19 protein-coding genes are annotated in these 19,763 nt (G+C 45.4%); 8 read left to right on the top strand and 11 right to left on the bottom strand.

The annotated features are described in order from the left end of the window. Positions 1-96: 96 nt before the first annotated feature. The 3 genes from COW15_RS18615 to COW15_RS18605 all read right to left on the bottom strand — a co-directional run bounded on the left by COW15_RS18615 (position 97) and on the right by COW15_RS18605 (position 2,175). Positions 97-840 (bottom strand): putative DNA-binding domain-containing protein, encoded by a 744-nt coding sequence (locus COW15_RS18615; protein WP_293634893.1) that lies wholly within the window; start codon positions 838-840, stop codon positions 97-99. Next, positions 840-1,682, bottom strand: a complete 843-nt coding sequence (locus tag COW15_RS18610) for a DUF692 domain-containing protein (RefSeq protein WP_293634892.1) — start codon at positions 1,680-1,682, stop codon at positions 840-842. The genes COW15_RS18615 and COW15_RS18610 overlap by 1 nt, the downstream gene beginning before the upstream one ends. Positions 1,683-1,791: 109 nt before the next feature. Further along, positions 1,792-2,175, bottom strand: coding sequence for a hypothetical protein (locus COW15_RS18605; protein ID WP_293634891.1), 384 nt, complete (start codon positions 2,173-2,175; stop codon positions 1,792-1,794). Positions 2,176-2,435: 260 nt separating this feature from the next. Between COW15_RS18605 and COW15_RS18600 the strand changes: the two genes are divergently transcribed. Further along, the gene (locus COW15_RS18600; protein ID WP_293634890.1) at positions 2,436-3,383 is read left to right on the top strand and encodes a tRNA-dihydrouridine synthase; all 948 of its coding nucleotides are present in this window, start codon (positions 2,436-2,438) and stop codon (positions 3,381-3,383) included. 141 nt (positions 3,384-3,524) lie between these two features. Continuing rightward, the gene (locus tag COW15_RS18595; RefSeq protein WP_293634889.1) at positions 3,525-3,884 is read left to right on the top strand and encodes a TraR/DksA C4-type zinc finger protein; all 360 of its coding nucleotides are present in this window, start codon (positions 3,525-3,527) and stop codon (positions 3,882-3,884) included. A 94-nt stretch (positions 3,885-3,978) separates the two neighbouring features. Here COW15_RS18595 and COW15_RS18590 read toward each other — a convergent pair whose 3' ends face one another. The 4 genes from COW15_RS18590 to COW15_RS18575 form a co-directional block, all read right to left on the bottom strand. Continuing rightward, on the bottom strand, positions 3,979-6,651 hold the full coding sequence (locus COW15_RS18590; RefSeq protein ID WP_293634888.1) for a TonB-dependent receptor: 2,673 nt from the start codon (positions 6,649-6,651) through the stop codon (positions 3,979-3,981). Positions 6,652-7,000: 349 nt separating this feature from the next. Next, positions 7,001-8,722: a bifunctional UDP-sugar hydrolase/5'-nucleotidase UshA gene (ushA, locus tag COW15_RS18585; RefSeq protein ID WP_293634886.1), complete on the bottom strand. Its 1,722-nt coding sequence runs from the start codon at positions 8,720-8,722 to the stop codon at positions 7,001-7,003. Between the two features lie 362 nt (positions 8,723-9,084). Next, positions 9,085-9,756, bottom strand: a complete 672-nt coding sequence (locus COW15_RS18580) for a carboxylesterase (RefSeq protein WP_293634884.1) — start codon at positions 9,754-9,756, stop codon at positions 9,085-9,087. An 87-nt stretch (positions 9,757-9,843) separates the two neighbouring features. Beyond that, a complete protein-coding gene (locus tag COW15_RS18575; RefSeq protein WP_293634922.1) occupies positions 9,844-10,071 on the bottom strand; it encodes a DUF3389 family protein in 228 nt (75 codons plus the stop codon). A 252-nt stretch (positions 10,072-10,323) separates the two neighbouring features. On the opposite strand from COW15_RS18575, the gene COW15_RS18570 reads away from it, so the two are divergent. Further along, on the top strand, positions 10,324-12,249 hold the full coding sequence (locus tag COW15_RS18570) for a M1 family metallopeptidase (RefSeq protein ID WP_293634882.1): 1,926 nt from the start codon (positions 10,324-10,326) through the stop codon (positions 12,247-12,249). A gap of 136 nt (positions 12,250-12,385) precedes the next feature. On the opposite strand, the gene COW15_RS18565 is transcribed toward COW15_RS18570, so the two are convergent. Continuing rightward, positions 12,386-12,874, bottom strand: coding sequence for a peptidylprolyl isomerase (locus tag COW15_RS18565; protein ID WP_293634880.1), 489 nt, complete (start codon positions 12,872-12,874; stop codon positions 12,386-12,388). A 102-nt stretch (positions 12,875-12,976) separates the two neighbouring features. After that, positions 12,977-14,269 carry a lytic murein transglycosylase gene (locus COW15_RS18560; RefSeq protein ID WP_293634878.1) on the bottom strand — a complete coding sequence of 431 codons (1,293 nt, stop codon included), beginning with the start codon at positions 14,267-14,269 and terminating at the stop codon, positions 12,977-12,979. A 227-nt stretch (positions 14,270-14,496) separates the two neighbouring features. Between COW15_RS18560 and COW15_RS18555 the strand changes: the two genes are divergently transcribed. Both COW15_RS18555 and COW15_RS18550 read left to right on the top strand, forming a co-directional pair. Further along, a complete protein-coding gene (locus tag COW15_RS18555; protein WP_007648782.1) occupies positions 14,497-14,856 on the top strand; it encodes a DUF2750 domain-containing protein in 360 nt (119 codons plus the stop codon). 51 nt (positions 14,857-14,907) lie between these two features. Continuing rightward, positions 14,908-15,549, top strand: coding sequence for a hypothetical protein (locus COW15_RS18550; RefSeq protein WP_293634875.1), 642 nt, complete (start codon positions 14,908-14,910; stop codon positions 15,547-15,549). A gap of 13 nt (positions 15,550-15,562) precedes the next feature. Here the strand turns inward: COW15_RS18550 and COW15_RS18545 are convergent, their stop codons facing one another. Next, positions 15,563-16,507: a chemotaxis protein CheV gene (locus COW15_RS18545; RefSeq protein ID WP_293634873.1), complete on the bottom strand. Its 945-nt coding sequence runs from the start codon at positions 16,505-16,507 to the stop codon at positions 15,563-15,565. Between the two features lie 223 nt (positions 16,508-16,730). After that, positions 16,731-17,348, bottom strand: coding sequence for a class I SAM-dependent methyltransferase (locus COW15_RS18540; protein ID WP_293634871.1), 618 nt, complete (start codon positions 17,346-17,348; stop codon positions 16,731-16,733). Between the two features lie 97 nt (positions 17,349-17,445). On the opposite strand from COW15_RS18540, the gene COW15_RS18535 reads away from it, so the two are divergent. The 3 genes from COW15_RS18535 to COW15_RS18525 all read left to right on the top strand — a co-directional run bounded on the left by COW15_RS18535 (position 17,446) and on the right by COW15_RS18525 (position 19,492). After that, the gene (locus COW15_RS18535; protein WP_293634869.1) at positions 17,446-17,997 is read left to right on the top strand and encodes an LON peptidase substrate-binding domain-containing protein; all 552 of its coding nucleotides are present in this window, start codon (positions 17,446-17,448) and stop codon (positions 17,995-17,997) included. Positions 17,998-18,108: 111 nt separating this feature from the next. After that, positions 18,109-18,777 carry a sigma-70 family RNA polymerase sigma factor gene (locus COW15_RS18530; protein WP_293634867.1) on the top strand — a complete coding sequence of 223 codons (669 nt, stop codon included), beginning with the start codon at positions 18,109-18,111 and terminating at the stop codon, positions 18,775-18,777. After that, complete coding sequence (locus tag COW15_RS18525; RefSeq protein WP_293634865.1) at positions 18,770-19,492, top strand: ChrR family anti-sigma-E factor; 723 nt, start codon at positions 18,770-18,772, stop codon at positions 19,490-19,492. Before COW15_RS18530 ends, COW15_RS18525 begins: the two co-directional genes overlap by 8 nt. Positions 19,493-19,763: the final 271 nt, after the last annotated feature.

The following is a 19,763-nucleotide window of genomic DNA, read 5'->3' as shown; positions in this document are numbered from 1 at the left end:
TCACAAAACGGGCGACATTGTAGCGGTTTGTCAAATCAACAAAAACCCTTTTTATGTAAGGTTATTGCATTTATTTTGATGATTTATGCAACCTTATTAGTGCAGACCACGCACTATTCCTTTCACTGCCAATTGCTCGAGTAGTGCTAAACATCCCTTCGCGAGTACCTCCTGCGCCATCTGCGGGTAAGTTGTTGTTAACCATGTGAGTATTTCACTAAATGTCACCTTCCCTCGCTCAACCACATAGGCCAAGACCTGGGCACTCAGGGGCGTTAATTGCAGAAAACACACTTCACCATCATCGTCCTGATAGAGGCAAAAAAATATCGGCGTATCAAGCTCCTGCTCAGGGCGATAATCTTGGCGTATATGTTGTACGGGAAAATGATACTGCGCCACCCTCGCCGTCGCCGCTAAGCACAGAAAAATATGGGGGAGCTGCTCAGCTTGGATCGCCTGTTCATCGCTCTTTTGCTGGGCAACGGCCACCACCAGTTCGAGCCATTCATAGTGGGCCAGTTCCAGCATAAACGGTGGATCGTTATCCTTGGATTGGTATTCCTGTTGCAGGAAATGCAAAAACTCCCCGGCAATATCAATAAAAATTGGCGATTGGCAGTCATGCTGACTAAAAAAGGCCTGTACTAATGCCTGCCAATCAGCCTCTGAGTACAAACTCTTAAGCACCGGGAATGCATTGGAGACAAAACCCATCACATTATTGAAAAACAGTTCACGGTAAACCTGCATCCGCTCAAGGGGGACGCCTGCGGGCAATGGCTTTTCGGGATCACGGATATAATCGATAAAGGATTGCTGTACTTGTTTAAAATCCATTAGGCCATCCTCCGAGATGCCATCAGCTTAAGCGCTTCTGTTTGATGATCATGGATTTGGGTTATTTCCCCGAGCAACTGTGCCGTGCTTGGCAAATTAAAGTCCCGCTCGAGTAAGGTGGGTAATACACCATGCTGGGCGTAACACGCTTTAAGTAACGCCCATACAGGGTCATTGATGTCTGCACCATGGGTGTCGATCAGCAGATCTTCGGCCTGTTGGTAATGTCCTGCAATATGCAAATAAGCAATACGTTCGGTTGGCATGGCGCTTAAAAAGGCACTGGCATCGTAGCTGTGGTTGATTGAATTCACGTAAATATTATTCACATCTAACAGTAACTTACAGTTAGCCTCTTCGAGCACTGCCGTGACAAATTCCCGCTCTGTCATCTGTGCACTCGGCGCCGCGTAAAAGGAGACATTTTCGAGGATAAGCGGCCGCTCTAAAATATCCTCCACTTGTTTAACCCGCGAGGCCACATGCTTGACCGCCGCGTCGCTAAAGGGGATCGGCATCAGATCGTACATATGCCCTTGGCCAGAGCAGTAACTTAAGTGTTCGGAATAGAGTTGAATTTGATGTAAGTCCATAAAGGCTTTGATACGGCGGACAAAATCAACATCTAAAGGCGCAGGGCTACCTATGGATAAACTCAGACCATGGCAATAAAACTCATACTGCTCCGTTAACTGGCGAAATTGCCGACCGTATTTGCCGCCGAGGGTCATCCAGTTTTCTGGGGCGACCTCAAAAAACTGGATCTCACTGGGCACCTGCTGGCAAAACTCATCGAGCATTTCTCGTCGTAGACCCAGCCCTACTAATCCTTGATATTGCATCTGCACCACCTTTCACTTAGATGCGCCTTAAGGGGAAACCGCTAAACAAAGGCCAGCATAGGCTGGCCATATCGCTCAAGCGCAAAACCAATAAGCACTACTTGAGCGCTTATTTCACTTCTTTTATTTCTTTCACTTCTTTTTTAACGGTTTCAGTCTTTGCTTCTACTTTATCGGCGGTTTTTTTCATATCCGCGCCGCATTTAGCTTCACCACATTTGCCTTCGTGGGCTTTATCGGTGGCCGCTTTTTTCATATCGGCGCCACATTTAGCTTCACCACATTTACCTTCTTTGGCTTTTTCTGCCGCGGCTTTCTTCATATCGGCACCGCACTTAGCTTCACCACACTTACCTTCTGAGCCGACAATTTGATAACCCGCATCCATGGCTTCAAATCCAAACGGATTGGTTTGGGCATTTACCGCGAATGCAGCACCGACCACCACTGTACCTAATGCAACTGCAACCGCTGTTTGCTTAACTGATTTCATATTATTGCTTCCTTTTATTGATTAATGGTGACCAACAACTGTTTGAGTCGCTGGCTTACTGCAAAAGACCCGCCCTGCTTCGATTCTATTTCAAAAAATATCACCAAATCACAGAAATAATCAAAACATCCTGCTAGGAGACTTAATTTACCTGATCAAATCGTCATGTTCAGTCTTCAAGCACTTATCTCAACGCTTTGTAACAGGAGACCAATAGGATAGAATGCACGCCCTTTGAGAACTTATGCGGGTTAACGGCTGTGCGTGTGATTTTGGCTCCAATGGAAGGCGTAGTAGACGATCTGATGCGTGACATCCTATCGACTATCAATCCCTACGATTTGCTGGTCACTGAATTCGTTCGAGTGGTTGACCAACTGCTGCCAGAGAAAGTCTTTCTCAAACTCTGCCCTGAACTGCTCAATGGTGGTAAAACGCCTTCGGGCACCCCAGTGCGGGTACAATTGCTTGGGCAAGAGCCCCAATGCATGGGTGACAATGCCCTGCGTGCGATTGAACTCGGCTCCCACGGCGTCGATGCAAATTTTGGCTGCCCTGCCAAAATGGTTAACCGCAGTAAAGGAGGCGCCGTCTTATTACAATACCCCGATAGTATTCACGATATTGTCCGCGCCATGCGCCAAGCCGTCCCAAGCGAGCAACCAGTTACGGCTAAGATACGTTTAGGCTATGAAGATAAGTCGCTGTTTATGGAAAATGCCCTCGCCGTTTATGAGGCCGGTGCGACGGAACTGGCTATCCACGCGCGCAGCAAAGTCGATGGTTATAAACCGCCAGCCTATTGGGAATACATTACCGAGGTGAGAAAACGCCTACCTATCCCCGTGATTGCTAACGGGGAAATTTGGAATAGCGACGATGCCAAACGCTGTATCGAGGTCACGGGCTGCGACAGTATCATGGTAGGCCGCGGCGCAATTTCACTGCCCAATTTAGCCGATACCATCAAAACCGGTGCGACGCCTTACACTTGGGCGCAAACCTTAGGGTTAATGCTAAGTTATACCCAGAGGGAGCTAAGTGGCCGTAAGAGTGACTATTATCCCGCCCGAATTAAACAATGGTTTAGCTATCTCAATCGCCAATATCCCGAAGCTGATACCCTCTTTAGGGAACTGAGGATCTATAAAACAACCGAAGAAATTGTGCGAGTGCTAGAAAAGACCCAGGAGATGCTGCAGCAATAATGCAATAGAAATGAACTACTTTTTTATTTTAAACGGCTCAACAACACGAAAAATCGTGCCGATACTTGATCTTCATCATAGTCGTTGGTAGTGAAACTATTAGACTAAACGCCTAGAGTCAGATAAAACAGGCGATTTTACGTGAGCACCATCCATATCAGACAAGAATTGTCAGAGCTTGAAGCAAGTCTAAGGAAAGAAATCGGCGCACACCCAGAGTATCTCGAAGTGTTAGGGGCACATTTTGCCAACCTAAGTTTGGGTGAGTTGATCGATAAGTTAGCCCTAACCCCTTTGGCTGAGCAGCCACTTTTTTGCCGTTTAAATAAACTCGATGCCGCCTTCTGCCAACTTGACTTAGGACTCTACGGTCTCTGTTCAGACTGTGAGGCTGAAATTGAATCTGGGCGTTTAAACCAAGATCCGACCGAACAGCGCTGCAGTGCGTGCGCCGAGCACTACTTACATGAGCACCGCCATGAATTACGCCTCACCCATTGAGTGAGTCCTGTTTCGGCAATTAGCACAATTTTTTATCCATAAAGCAAAAAAACCTCCGCAAGCGGAGGTTTGAGTTATCCAGGGAGGGGATAACTTAAAACTTCTGGTTTATTCTCAGGTAGTAAGTACGACCTAACACATCATATAAACCCACATTCACATCACGATAATCCGCATAGGTGTAATAATTGGGCGCATCGGCATCAAACACATTATTCACCCCAACGGTAATAGAGCCGTTGTAGGCATGGTTATAGGCAAATTGAATGTTATGTTTAAAGTAATTATCGTAATCAACATAACGGTCAGTTTCTTCTAACTCATTGAAATAACTTGCTGATTGACTACCAATATAGACAACTGTCCATGCCGCAGAGAAGTCATCATATTTCCAACTCGTCGCGAAATTACCGCGCCAATCGGGTGAGTCTGTCGTTCCCGCATAGTCGATCATCTCTGCTTCGGCATTATCTTGCTTCTTAAAGTCGAGCACATGAGTCAAGTCCAATTTAAAATTGAAGTCGCCAAGGCTTGTCTCTAAGTTATAGGCAGTCACAAAATCGATACCCGAGGTTTCTACGGTCGCTAAGTTGCGAACCCCCGCCTCGATATACTCAATTTTGCCATCCGATCCGCGAGTCACATAGGGAGATGACCCATTCTTGATTTCATCTCGCAGGATATCATCTACATCAATCGACTCAATTTTATTGTCGTAGGTGATTGAATAATAAGATAACTCTAGGTTCCAAGCATCAGTAACATTCCACACACCACCTAAGGTTAACGAGTTGCCCTCTTCAGCCTCTAAGTTCGGGTTACCACCGTACCAGGTTTTATGTTGGTTATTGGTGGCGCAATATATGGCATCCACATTTCCGGGTTCATTGCACCATAGGGAATCAACCGCCTTCTCAAAACTCAAGGATTGAGAGGAGAACATTTCACTCATATTCGGCGCACGGAACGAATCACCATAGCTAGCACGCAGTAGCAAGCTATCCACTGGGCGCCAGCTCAAACCAAATTTAGGCACCACGGCATCGAAGGTCGATGAGTTGACCACTTCACCTTGAGGTCCAGTCAGAGAGCCTTCCTGCTCATAGCGCTCGTAACGAACCGCGGCAGAGAACTCAACATTGGCAGGTAAACCCACTTGAAACTCGAGATACGCGGCGCTGCGGTCACGCGTGGCATCGACATCATCACCACCCGAGCCACCGGAAATAATCCCTGCCGCTGATTCTGGATCGCTGGTTTGCTTGAATTTGATCATCTCATATTCAAGACCACCGACCATAGCGACCGAAAAATCACCGTTGTCGACAAGTAGAGTAGACGCCAAACCATCTAGTTGAGTGCTTTCAAATTTACCTTGATACACCCCAGTGTGGGCAGCTTTACGATACAGATCTGTCATCTGTTGGTTCCACTGCTCATAACTCATGCCAGAAGTATTGAAAATATCATATTGCTCAGAATCAATTTCCTGCTGAATAATCTCATCGTTGAGTAAATTATAATTAAAACTATTTGTCGTCGAGGTTGCATGCTGGGCATTTAATTCCCAGTCGATACCATTGCCGTAATCAATGGTGCCAACAAAGCCCGCTAAAATATCAAAATTATTGGTTTCAGTTAACGTATCGCGCTCGCCGAGTTGCGCACCTCGCATCGAGAGCGTTAAATCTTCACCGACTGGATTAAATTTATTGTCGGCACTCATAACAGGGTAATTAGTAGATACTGGTGTACCGGCATAACGGGTTTCAGTTTCAGCGAGTGAAGCAGAAGCTCGACCGCGAAACTTAATATCATCTGAAATCTCATAGGAGAAATTAGATAACACCGAATTACGAGTTTGATCGCCAAATAATTTAGTGACATTGCCATGATTGTATAAACAGCGACCATTATTATTGCCATCTGTGCTGTCTACCGTGTTTTCGGTTTGCTCACACATGTCTGAATTGCTATACCAACTACCATTGCCCGTTCCATATTTACCATTTGGCACCGAACTAAAACCACTATAAGCCGAATAGCTAGGATCATCCATATTCCAAATATCACGGTCCATCACAGCTTTAGTATCATAATACTCATAGGTTAACGTGATATTGCCTTTATCGGTATTATAGCCAGTGGCAATCGACAAACGGTTGGCATCGCCACCTTCAACACTTGGCTGCTCAGTGCTGTAATCTAATTGTAAACCCTCAAATTCTTTCTTGGTGATAATGTTTATCACCCCCGCAACCGCATCGGAGCCATATACCGCCGAGGCGCCATCCCGCAGAATTTCAATGCGCTCAACTATGGCCATAGGGATTGAAGAGGTATCCGCTACCGAGCCAGAGCTTGAACTGGTGCCAGGCATACGCCGTCCATCGAGTAAGACTAAGGTGGCCGATGAACCTAAACCGCGTAAATTGACATTACTAGTGGAACTCGCACCCGAACCATATCCTGAAATACCACGCCAAGAACCAAAACTGTTTATCGCAGAGTTATTCAAAACATCCGCAACGGTTTTTTCACCCGTCATGGCAATATCGGCAGCATTAATTACAGTAACGGGTGAAACGGTTTCCATATCGACTTGTTTAATACGCGAACCTGTGACTTCAATACGCTCGACTTTAGCACTTTCTTCAGCTGTATTTCCTTCTGCAGCAAAGCCTGAGCCAGAAAAAACCACAGCCGTTGTTGCAATTGTCATTAAACTAGTGCGAACAGCTTTTGCTGTAAGGGTTAAATAACGCATTATCTCTCCTTGAGGTTTATATTAAAAACCTATAGTTGTTATTTTTATAATTGATATAGCAAGTATCCTCTTGCTGTAGAGATAGTGTTAATTAAGAAATTTTTAGTCAACAACTAAAAACAACAAACAATACAATTAAAACAATTTGATACATAGCCATGTTAAAACTCGATACACAATAAGTTATTTGTTATTAACACTTTAAATACTTAATAAATATTCATTTTAATAAACAAATAATTTAATATGTATCATTAAAGTGTGAAGTAGCAGAAAATTTAACAGCGGAAATAAAAATGCCACTCGAGTGAGTGGCATTGAGGTTTACCTATGCAATATAAATTCAGCGTTAGAGCTGACAACCTTCAACACTAGAAGAGTTCTCGTAAACTATATCACCGACTGGGTTATAATCAGCGGCAACAATCGCTTGCTTCTCTTTCAAGAAAGAATACAACAAGTCAGCGTCCACATAACCCGTTTGAATTGGGCTTGCCAGTTTTGGATAACCGTCACCGCCCGCTGCATTGAAGCTAGGTACAGTGAATTTGTAGTTTCCTGCAGGGCTAAAATCTTGGCCATTGATCTCACTGATATTGGCTGTCTTGGCCACACAGTCAATGGTCATTTTCACACCTGTGATCTGAGCATAACCGCCGGAGCCAATTTGGATACTGCCAACAGCACCTAAATAAGCCGCCACTTCAGTACCGGTCATTTCGTTCAGGGTAACCATGTTACCGAATGGCTGAACAGTCAGCACGTCACGGTAGGTAATGTTGCCAGGCTGAATTGATGCTCGCACACCACCTGAGTTCATCACGCCAAAATCGGCGGACACTTTGCCACTTTGCGCCATGGCTAACATACGGCCTAAGTTAGTTTGCTTATTACGCACATTTGCACGCTCACCATCGAGTAATGCATCTGTGGTGGCGATCACTTCGTCTAACTTAGCTTGACCTTTTTCTTGGTAGTAGGACAGCAGCTCTTTTAACTCAGCATCCGGTTCAATCTTAGTGCCAGCTAAATCCGTGGTCTTCTTGCCTGCATCATCCAGTTTACGCATGTTAACAGGCACAAGCTTGTAGCTGGCTAAATGGAGTTCACCATTGAAGTATTCAAAATCCGCACGGCCTACATACTTGCCCCATTCATGGGCTTGCATAATGTAAGTGCCATTTTGCTGATCCGGTGCGCAATCATCGCCAGGTTTGAAAGCAGCATAGGCTTTGTTGTCAGTCCCCGGTTCCATACAGACAGGGTTTTGTGAATGACCACCAATCACAACCTGTAAATCACCTTTGTTTAGCGCGCGAGCCATAGCCACATCGCCTGGGGCGTTGCTACCATTCTGACCATCGGCATAGTGACCCATGTGTGTCGTTGCGAAAATAATATCGGCAGATTTTGCGTCTTTAATTTCTTTGATGACTTTCGCCACTTCAGTCTTTGGATCGGTGAAGATCAAATCGCTAATAAACTCTGGGTTACCAATCTTAGCGGTATCTTCCGTGGTTAAACCAATCACAGCCACTTTTAGACCGTTAATATCAAAAATTTTATAGGCGTCAAAATAACGCTCGCCTTGAGTACCATCAGCATTTTTACGATAAATGTTTGCTGCCAGCATAGGGAATTCAGCAAGACGACGTTGCATATCTACGACAGATAATGGGTTATCAAATTCATGGTTACCGACCGCCATAGCATCATAGCCAATTTTATTCATACCCGTAAAATCAGGAATAGCATCCTGTAAATCCGATTCTGGCACACCTGTATTAATATCACCGCCAGAGAGTAATAAAGTTTGACCGCCATTCTTATTCACTTCGGCACGAATTTGGTCAATTAACGTTTTACGAGCAGCCATACCATATTCGCCATCACTGTTTTCCCAGAAACGACCATGGTTATCATTGGTATGTAATACGGTAAATGTTGTGCAAGCACTGCCCGCTTCGGCGCAACTTGTTGGAACTTTAGTGTTGTCATCATCACTATTACAACCTGCGAGAGCTGCGAGAACAGCAGTGGCAACTAATCCTTTAATAAGCTTATTTCTCATTACATCAACCCCTTGATTTTAATTATTTTATCATAGATAAATTGGCGCGAACTCCATCAAGTTCACGCCATGCATAATATCAAAGAATAAAGACGAATTGTGTCAATTTTATTAATAAACGTGATTTTAATGTGGAATTTTAGCATTGTTTAAGACACTTTTGTTTCAAATAAAAAATAAGCTAAAAGACCGATTTTTAAATATTGAAACATAGGTCATTACTGATAAAAAAAAGAGGGTTAAACCATTCAATATAAACAACTTAGATTTAGCTGAAAGAAATTATGATTGTTCACGATAAAAAACAGGCATGGGCGACATTTTATTTACCGCATGCCGTTTTTATCAGCAATTAGACTTAGCTACATTTCAAAACACTGTAATAACCACTGACTAATCTCTTTTAACTGCGCAGGGATCACAGAATGTGGCATAGGATAAGTCTGCCACGTAACATTATAGCCGCCCGCCATTAATGCTTCTTTCGCTAATATACCTGCGGATAATGGCACCACATCATCCTGTAGACCGTGTTGCTGTAATATCGGTGTATTGCGATTCGCCACGCTTAATTCAGCGGGTAACACATCGCCCGTCGGTAAATAACAAGATAGCGCCATAATCCCAGCAAGCTGCAGCGGGAAACGCAGTCCAGAGAATAAACTCATAACCCCGCCCTGGCTGAATCCCGCTAATACGATACGATCGCTCGCAATACCCGCCGCGATTTGCTCATTAATTAATGCCACAACCCTTTTTTCCGACTCAAGCACCCCTTGCATATCGGCTCTGTCGTGTAAATCCATGCTTTTAATATCGTACCAAGCGCGCATGACGTAGCCGCCATTGATGGTCACGGCTTGCTCCGGTGCATGGGGGAAAATAAACCGGATAGCATGATCGGCAGGCAAACCTAATGCAGGCACAACGGGGGCAAACCCGGCACCCGAATCCCCTAATCCATGTAACCAAATGACCACGGCCGTAGCAGGCGTCTTAGGCTCAACGACAATACGCTCAAGAGAAACTGACATACTAAAAAATCCCTAATTCGATATTAAACACTCATCAACTAAAAATGATGATAAATCTATACGTTAGACACGCTACGCAGGCGTACTTTATTCCGCATCCATTCCCAGCACAGCTTGAATCGCACGTAACTGGGTATTTGAGTCCAATACTAAGCTCCAACGCACACCGCCACCATCGGCGATCAACATAGGTGGCTGACGTCGCAAACCTATATCCTCCGCACTCGCTTGCAGTACGATACTGGCAACATTGAGCCGCACTTGCACCTCGAACTCAGTGACGATGAGCTTACCCTGCGAAAAATCTAACACCATTTTGATAACCGCCCTATGTGAAAACGCCGTCATCATAGCAAACTTGTGGTCTTTTACCGATGGCATTTCCTTGCCAGCATCCAAGCCATTAAAGTTTGATTACATTTGAGCTAACAGTGAGATCACAAATCCAGTGGATTATCAGGTAAACTTTTGCCCGATATAGAATGGGTCGATAGAACACCAAGCAAAACTGCTGCTGTTATCGGCCAAAACTCGAACGAAAATACTTCATCATTAGGCTGTTAAATAATGCTTTCACTTCGCCGTACAGTCCTTTGCAGCGCCCTACTGTTTGCGCTGCAATTCCTTCCTTGCACCTATGCCAATAGCACTGATGCCAATAGCACTCCTGCACAAGCAGAGACGCAGCAGAATCTAGATGCACTGACCTATGCTAATTACACTGAAGTCAGCGTGAGTCATGTGGCGCTTGTCCTTGCCATCGATTTTAAACAAAGCCGCTTATCCGGCGAAGCCACCCTCGATTTGGCTTGGCATAAGCCGGGGAAAGAACTCATCTTAGATACTCGAGATCTAACGATTAACAACGTGAGTGCTTTGAATACAAATGGGAAATGGCAAAGCGTGCCCTTCACCTTAGCCAACGCTGACGCTGTAAAAGGCGCGGCACTGACCATCAAACTTGCCGATGAAGATACCCAAAAAGTTAAAATTAATTACCACACATCGAATAATCCGTCCGGTATTCAATGGTTACCCCCTGAACAAACCCAAGGTAAGCAGTTGCCTTTTATGTTCAGCCAGAGTCAGGCGATTCATGCCCGCAGCTGGATCCCACTGCAAGATACGCCAGCGGTGCGCCAAACCTATAGCGCAACGATCACCGCCGATAAAGCCATTACTGTGGTCATGAGTGCCGATCGTAAAACCCTGTCGAGCACGCAGACCCAGTTCACTATGCCGCAGGCTATTCCAGCTTATTTGATTGCCATTGCGGCCGGACATTTACAGTTTGTGCCCTTAGATACCATCTCTGGCATTTGGGCTGAGCCAGAACTCCTCGATAAAGCGAGCAAGGAATTTGCCGACACGCCGGAGATGATCAACATCGCGGCAAAACGTTACGGTGATTATCGCTGGGGACGATATGACTTGCTTATCTTGCCGCCAAGCTTTCCCTATGGCGGAATGGAAAACCCACGGCTTTCCTTCATTACGCCAACGGTGATCGCAGGTGATAAAAGCCTAGTGAGTCTGATTGCCCATGAACTTGCCCATTCTTGGTCGGGTAATCTAGTCACCAACGCGACTTGGCGCGATCTCTGGCTTAATGAAGGTTTTACCACCTATGTTGAGAACCGCATTATGGAGGATCTCTACGGCCATGACCGAGCGCTGATGGAGCAAACCATTGGCTACTCAGAATTACTTGCCGAGCTTGCAGAACTCACGCCTGGCGATTCAGTGCTACATGTGGATCTCGGTAAGCGCTCGCCAGACGACGCCTTCAGCGGTGTGCCCTATGTTAAAGGCCAGTTGTTGTTGATTTTTTTAGAGCAGAAATTTGGCCGCGAGCGCTTCGATGCCTTTGTAAAAGGCTACTTCAATCATTTTGCATTTCAAAGCATTACCACGGCGCAGTTCCGTGAGTATTTGTCTTTGAACCTCTTAAATAAATATCCCAATGTGGTCACTGAGGCCGAAGTGGATACTTGGATTGAAGGGCAAGGTTTGCCGTCATTTTTAGTGCCACCCAATTCCCACGCCTTCGATGATGTCGATGCCCAAAGACAAACTTGGCTCGAGGGTAAACTTAGCGCAAGCGATTTAAAAACCGGCACTTGGACAGTCCACCAGTGGTTAAGATTTATCAATGAAATGCCAAGAGTCAATCTGAACCAAGCTAAGCTTGCCGAGCTGGATAAGGCGTTCCATTTTACGGGCACAGGCAACAGTGAAATCGCTTTTGCATGGTATTCACTCGCCCTAGACAACGGCTATTACGCGGTATTACCCGCATTAAAACAGCACTTAACCCATATTGGCCGCCTGCGCTTAATCCTTCCCTTATACCAAACACTCGCCAGCACAGAGCATTACGACTGGGCCAAGAGTGCCTATCTTAAGGCTCGCAGCGGTTACCATCCACAAACCCAATCAAGCCTAGATATGATGTTTGCCGACAAACCACTCGAGCATCAACATAGCCGTTAGCGCCATAAAAACAAAAAGCCCAAACCTAGGTTTGGGCTTTTGCTATTCAATCTTCAAACTCGATTCATTCAACTTATACTGAACTGATATTCCACTCACATTAAGTCAGATAGAAGCCAAGTCAGAAGTAAAGAGATTAGTGGTGATGACCACCGGCGCCATGGGCGTGACCATGGGCGATTTCTTCATCACTCGCATCACGGGCACCGACGACTTCAATATCGAAGGTCAGTTCGCGGCCAGCTAATGGATGGTTTACATCCACAGTCGCCATAAACTTACCCACTTTAACGATAGTCACTTGGCGTTGGCCATGGTCGGTATTCACCACGGCAGTCATACCCGGTTTCCACACAGTCGCGCCCAATAAGTGCTTTACTGACACGCGTTGGTGCGCATCGGCATCGGCTACGCGCTCACCATAGGTTTCGGCGGCGGGCAAAGTCACAGTGAATTTTTCACCGATGGCTTTACCATTAATGGCGTTTTCAACGCCTGGCATCATGTTGTCATGACCATGTAAATAGGCGATAGGCTCACGGCCTTCGTTGGTCTCGATCACTTCGCCTTTTTCGTCGCGCAGAGTGTAATTAAACTGCACCACCATATCGTCTTTAATGCTCATCGAATATCCTTTGATTTACTTCGATTTCAAATGTCGGCCGAGCTTAACAAAACTGACCTATTCACTCCACTTTTTTATCCCACCAGCAGTTTGATGCCCCGCTTAAAGCGTGATACCTAGGGCGATAAAGACCTCAGGACTTGGAAAACCATCGGCAACCATATTTTGGCTGCGTTGGAAGGCTTGGATCCCAGCGATAGAATTGCGGCCTAATACACCGTCAGGCTTACCCACATCAAAACCCGCCTCGTTCAGTTTGGCTTGCAATTGCTTAACTTGCTCACGGCTTAAACGCGGCTGCTCCGGAGGACTTACCTTCAGTGGCTGCCCGCCAATAATACGATCGGCTAAATGCCCCACGGTAATGGCATAGAACTCCGAGCGATTCCAACGCATGATCACATTAAAGTTTTCATAGCCTAAAAACGCAGGTCCTGTATGACCTGCGGGCAAATACAGCGCGGCTTGAATATCCACGCCGGGCAAAGGTTGGCCATTACTCTGAACAACCGCCTGTGCCGCCCATGTTGAGAGTGGTACCGCCTGCTTAGCCCCTAAATGATCGTAACTAAAATCCTTTGGTAGCAAGACTTCTCGCCCCCAACGCTGATTGCGTTGCCAACCTAAGTGCTGCAAAAAATTAGCCGCCGATGTTAAGGCATCTGCGGTGCTATTCCAGAGATCGGCTTTGCCATCGCCATCACCGTCAACGGCATATTTGGCATAGGCGGATGGCATAAATTGCGTATGCCCCATAGCCCCCGCCCATGACCCCACCATAGTTTCTTTATCAAAATTATATTTTTCTTTTAATTTAAGAGATTGCATCAACTCAGTAGTAAAATAACTGCTACGGCGCGGCTCACAGGCCAAGGTTGCAAGGGAATCGAGTACCGACATTTTACCCTTGTAGGAACCATAGTTTGTCTCTAAACCCCAAAACGACAAAATATACTGCGGCGGTACGCCGTATTCCTTGGCGAGTTTATCCAGTAATAGCCGATGTTTTTGCAGTAAACGCCGACCTTCGTTAACCCGCCAATCGGTGGCGCGTTTGTTAAAATAATTGGCAAAGGTTTGGCTAAATTCCGGCTGCTGCTGATCAAGCTCAATCACCTTGGGTACAAATTGCAGGTTGGCGACGGTGGAATTAATCGTATCGTCCGATAGGCCTTCGCTGCGTGCCCTCGCCTGCAAAGTGATAATGCAAGCCGCAAAGGCATCGGCATTCGCTTGGATAGCGGCATTAATATCCACCTCACTATTCGGGGACTTCACATCGGCAACGGCGGTATTGCTGCTTGGGCTCGATGTAGAGGCACTTGAACAGGCACTTAAACTCACACAGGCGGCAAGGCTAGCGACAAGGTAGGTAATTCCTTTGACTTTAATCAAATCAATAACTCCAATATTTGATCCCACGGCAAAACGCGCGTTAAACACGACAATAATCCTGACCCATAGCGCCTGCTAACACAATCCTTATGATGACAAATACAGGGATAAACTCACTTATTGCTCAGTTAACCAACACCAGAAAAATCTTAACAAAGAATCCCTTGGCCTATGTCGATGTTACCGTATAATGGGTAAGTTAACAGCACACTTCAAAGAGACCTATCATGACTGAAATCAACGCGGCTTTGGCTGGCTTTATCGAAAATGTAAAACAACATCAGACGCTTTGGGGTCTAATGGATGAAACTGGTGAAGGCTGGGTCGTTTGTGACTCCAGTGAGTTTGAAGACACAGATGTGATGCCATTATGGTCGAGTGAAGCGGCGGCAAAGTCCCATTGCAGTGAGGAATGGCATGATTACCAAGCCGTTTCCATTTCACTCGAAGAGTTCTTAGAGTATTGGGTTTCTGATCTGAATGATGATGGCGTATTAATCGGCGTAGATTGGCAAACCGATGAAGAATGTTTAGAGCTAGATCCTATCGTTTTAGCCAAAGATTTAGTTGATGTTGAAGAAGTTTAAGCCCTTTAGCTTAAGTGATATGACATCAAGGTCTGGGGCTCTCAAACCTTGATGTCAGCTATCACGCCCATCGATACCCCCTTCGACAAACGTCATACCTGTTGGTTCTGTGGTGAGCCCTGTGATCGCTATTTTGAATATCACAGTCAAGTTCATACTCCCCATCCTTCCCTTGCCGTGCCCGCCTGTGGCGAATGTTTAACACTGGCTAAGCAACATAGGCTCACATCCATTTGGGATTGCCGCATGGCGGTAAAGGATGCCTTGATGCGAATTTATGCCAAACACCTTGCCATAGGGATCAACTGGACCGAAGAAGAACTGGCCGAGTCGGAATTCTCCTGTAAAGTCTTTGAGGGGTTTAAGAAAAGTGCTTGGATGATGTATCAAATCGCCCGTGACAGGATAAATGCGCCCGGTTGGCCGATTGTGCTCGAAGGCGTCGCTATTGATGATCAGGGGTATAGCGCAGGCTTTGAATTTGATGGGGTAATTTATACGTCGCTACACGCAGCCATCCACTATTACTGTACTCAATTTACCCTAGACCCACGCTTTTTTGCCGAACTGATTGGGCTACTAGGTAGGGGGCGATTTAACTATGCTTTAAGACTTGCTCGTATCCATATTGCCGCCGCCAAGGAAATGAAACAGCAAGTATTAGCCGATATCAAAGCCGAATTAGCCAGTTGAACCTAGGCATAGCTTAGCTATTAATAACTTGCCTTAGTCTTTCCTGTACGACCTCCACCAGCAAATCCGGCTGGAATTTAGAAATAAACTTATCACAACCGACCTTCTCAACCATGGCATGGTTAAAACTGCCGCTCAGCGAAGTATTGAGAGTAATAAATAAATCCGCCATGGCCTTATCGCTGCGCACTTCAGAGGTCAGCTTATAACCGTCCATTTCCGGCATTTCGGCGTCGGTTATCATCATCAATAATTCTTTGGAAACTTGCTTGCCTTCATCGCGCCATTTCTGCAATAACGTCAGCGCCTGCAAACCATCCGAGGCTTCGATGATTTCGATACCCAATTGGCCTAAGGTTTCGCGCACTTGGCGTCTAGCGGTCGATGAATCGTCCACGATCAAGATTTTTCTACCTGGCATTTCATGGACTAAGGTTTCATCGAGTACACCTTCAGAAAGCCTAATATCGTAGTGAATGATCTCCGCCAACACTTTCTCTACGTCAATAATCGATACTAATTGCGACTGACCTTGGTGTTCGATACGAGTAATTGCCGTCAGATAATTATTCCGCCCAGCCGTTTTCGGCGGCGGCATGATATCGCTCCACGTCATATTGATAATGTGCTCAACCTTACCGACTAAAAAGCCCTGCACACTACGGTTATATTCGGTGATGATCATGTTGGCATCATCCCCGGGAGGTACAGGCTTAAAACCTATCGCCGAACGTAAGTCGATAACTGGGATAGACATGCCGCGAATATTCGCCACACCAAAAATATGTGGATGACTCCCGGGCATAGTATTGAGTGGCGGTAGTTTAACCACTTCTTTGACTTTAAAGACATTAATGGCAAACAACTGTGTAGAATTAATCCGAAAAAGCAACAACTCCAGCCGGTTCTCGCCGACGAGTTTGGTACGTTGATCTACGGTTGCAAGTACATTTGCCATAATGCTGCTTCTCTACACTGGAGGAAAACCTTTCCTCACATACTCAGGATTAAGCTAAATTATAGCGGTAAACTAAGGATGAGAACTATGCCAAGACTCTATTTTATCTAAAAATTACAATCACTCTCGCACAATAAGGGAACCATTGTGACTTATTTCAGCTCCCGAGAAGCGGCATAGACCCGCTCACTTTTCCCCAGTGAAGTCAGCAAGAGACATAACCTCACAGACGCAGTGTTTTCTGTGCAAGCACCATACCCGCAAGATTAAACACATTTCGCTCACACAGGATCAAAAATCCCGCTTGGCGTAATACTGCCAAAAATTCCCGGTGATCAAAGCGATTTTGCTGTGGATGCTCAAATAATCTACGGCTCAGTGGATTACAGATAGCCGCGCGGTACAAGTCCTCTATCACAAAAAAACCGTCGGGTTTTAGCACTCGTGCGACCTCTTCGATAGCCATTTGCCAATCGGGAATATGGTGGAAAACAGCAAAATCAAACACTATATCAAACTGGGCATCGCCAAAGGGGAGCCGAGTCGCATCCGCAATGGCAAAATCGATATCCTTTAATCCATGGGGCGAGCCTTGCCAACGTCCCTTTGCCGCAGCCACCATTTCGGGATCAATATCCACAGCGGTGACTCGCCCGGCACCAAAATGCTCACGGATCAGATGAATACCATTACCAAAACCGCAACCGATTTCGAGCGCCTGTTCGAAACATGCCATAGGCTTAGGCATCATGGACGTCAACAAGGGAGCTTCAATATGATTCTGTAACCAAAATCGCAGCGGATGTCGAACTAACTTCTTCTCAAATGGATTTAGCTTCATATCATCCCCTTAGTGTGAGTAAACTCTTGTATGAATAACTGATCAAATTTCCGCTATGTTACGTAATGATATAGACATAAGTTCACCCGAGGCCACTATGAAATTACCTCTTTTCCCATTGCCTATCTGTTTATTGCCCGAGGGATACACCCAACTGCGGATCTTTGAACCTCGATATAAGCGCTTAGTGGCTGAGTCACTAAAAACCGGGCAAGGCTTTGGTTTATGTATGACAACTGAAGATGGGAAAACCATTCAACCGATTGGCACTTTAGTTCATATCATCGATTTCGAAACCTTAGCCGATGGCACCCTAGGGATCAGCATTCAAGGTAGTCAACGCTTTAAACTTAATCATATCGAGATTGAAAGTGATGGATTAAAACGTGGAGATATCACCCTCATCGATAACTGGCCTGCAGTCCCTATAGCCACTGATGAACGCTATCTTAGCCAAATGCTACAAAATATTCTTAAGGAATACCCTCAACATTTACAGCATTACCAAGCGGAGCAATTTGAAGATATCGCTTGGGTTTGCCAGCGTTGGTTAGAAATATTACCCGTGCATGCCGCAGAAAAATACACTTGCATCAACAGTCAGGATCACACTATGGCGCGGAATTTACTACGAGCCGTCATCAAATAATTATCCAGTGATCTTTTATCTTGTTGCTAACGTATCACTCAAGACTCAATGGGGATAATGCTCCATCACCGATATCTGCGCAGGGGTAAACCTTAGACTAAGGGCATAATAATGGAAAATATTCAATCACTACCTGAGCAAAATCGGTATCATAGACCCATCTCATCCCAGATTGGCACGGCTATGGATAATGAAACTCATGCTAAAGATTTAGCTGAGCAGCAGGTAGAAATGGATCGATTGACCGCAGCGATGTTGCAAATCGCCAATCAAAGAGATAAAGCCGCCTTTAGCTATTTGTTCACTCATTTTATGCCTAAGATCCGAGCCTTTGGCTTACAGCGCCTAAATCAACAGGGGCTGGCGATGGATCTGGTACAAGAAACCATGACCAGCGTATGGACAAAAGCCCATCTTTACAATGCTGACAAAGGCTCAGTGACCACTTGGATTTTTACCATAATGCGCAATCAGTGTTTCGATATGTTGAGGCGAGTCCAGCACAATAAAGAAGATGTTTTTGGCGATGATATTTGGCCACTGTGCGATACGACTATGGCTCAAGACACACTCACTGATCATAAATTGACGGCAAAACTCCTCCAACATCTTGATGCCCTCCCCTTAGCGCAACGACAAGTCGTGCAAGGTATTTACATGCAAGAACTCACTCAACAAGAGCTAGCCGATGCCCTCAAGGTGCCAATTGGGACCATAAAGTCACGATTAAGACTCGGGCTAGAAAAGTTGAAAAGCTTCTTGGAGACACACAATGATTAAGCATCATCCCCAACAAAATTTACTCGTGAGTCATGCCAATGGGGACTTACCTTTGTCGATGGCCATCGCGGTATCAGCACATTGCGCGCTGTGTGAGACTTGTCGTGAGCAACTTGCCCGGTTAACAGAGCAAGCCGCCAATTTGGCATTAAATCCAGATGATGCTCATGCTGCAAATAATACCGACCAAGAGTCGATTCACACCGCACATATTGAGGCTGAAAACATTCAATCCACTCAAGAGCCTATGATGGATATTGACGCTATGCTGGCGCAAATCATAGCTCAGCCTATGGCAACGAATGTGCCTAGTAATGCTCCCCTGGATGTCCAAGTAAAACAACAGCATTACACAGTGCCGTCGGTGTTTCGTCAGCATTTGGCTCGTCCTTGGCAAATCTTAGGCAAAGTTAGTCGCATGCGCTTCGATGTCAATGAAATGAACACCCGCGCAAGCTTATTACACATAGATGCACTCGGAGAAATACCTCAACATACCCATAAGGGCTATGAGTTAACCCTATTGTTAGCGGGAGAGTTTTCGGATCTTAATGGTGAGTATGTACCTGGGGATTTTATTCTATTAAACAGTCAAACCCATCATGCCCCTAAAACAAAAACGGGCTGTTTATGTTACACAGTATTAAACGCTCCCCTGTATTTTACCAAAGGCCTAAGCAAGCTGCTTAACCCCATAGGTGAACTGATTTATTAAGCCTTTAGCCTGTGCTTTAACATGACTTATTCACACCGTTTTTTAAATGAGTCCGTTATTAAATCTTCAGTTACTGAATTAAAGCCATGGATCCCATTGAAATGACCTATTTCAGTGGGATTTTTTCTATTTTCGAGAATTTTTTATTCAATTTGCAAGAAATAGCCGCACCCTATTCGCCTAAAAAGCCGCAATATGGACACTCAGCATTGCCGCTAAATACAAGATAAGAACATGACCCATACCAAGCTTCACTCTTTAAATCAAATAA

This window comes from Shewanella sp. CG12_big_fil_rev_8_21_14_0_65_47_15, from assembly GCF_002783505.1.
GTDB lineage: Bacteria > Pseudomonadota > Gammaproteobacteria > Enterobacterales > Shewanellaceae > Shewanella.
Note: the sequence above shows the minus strand (reverse complement) of the source record. Positions and strands in the feature narration are given on the sequence as shown.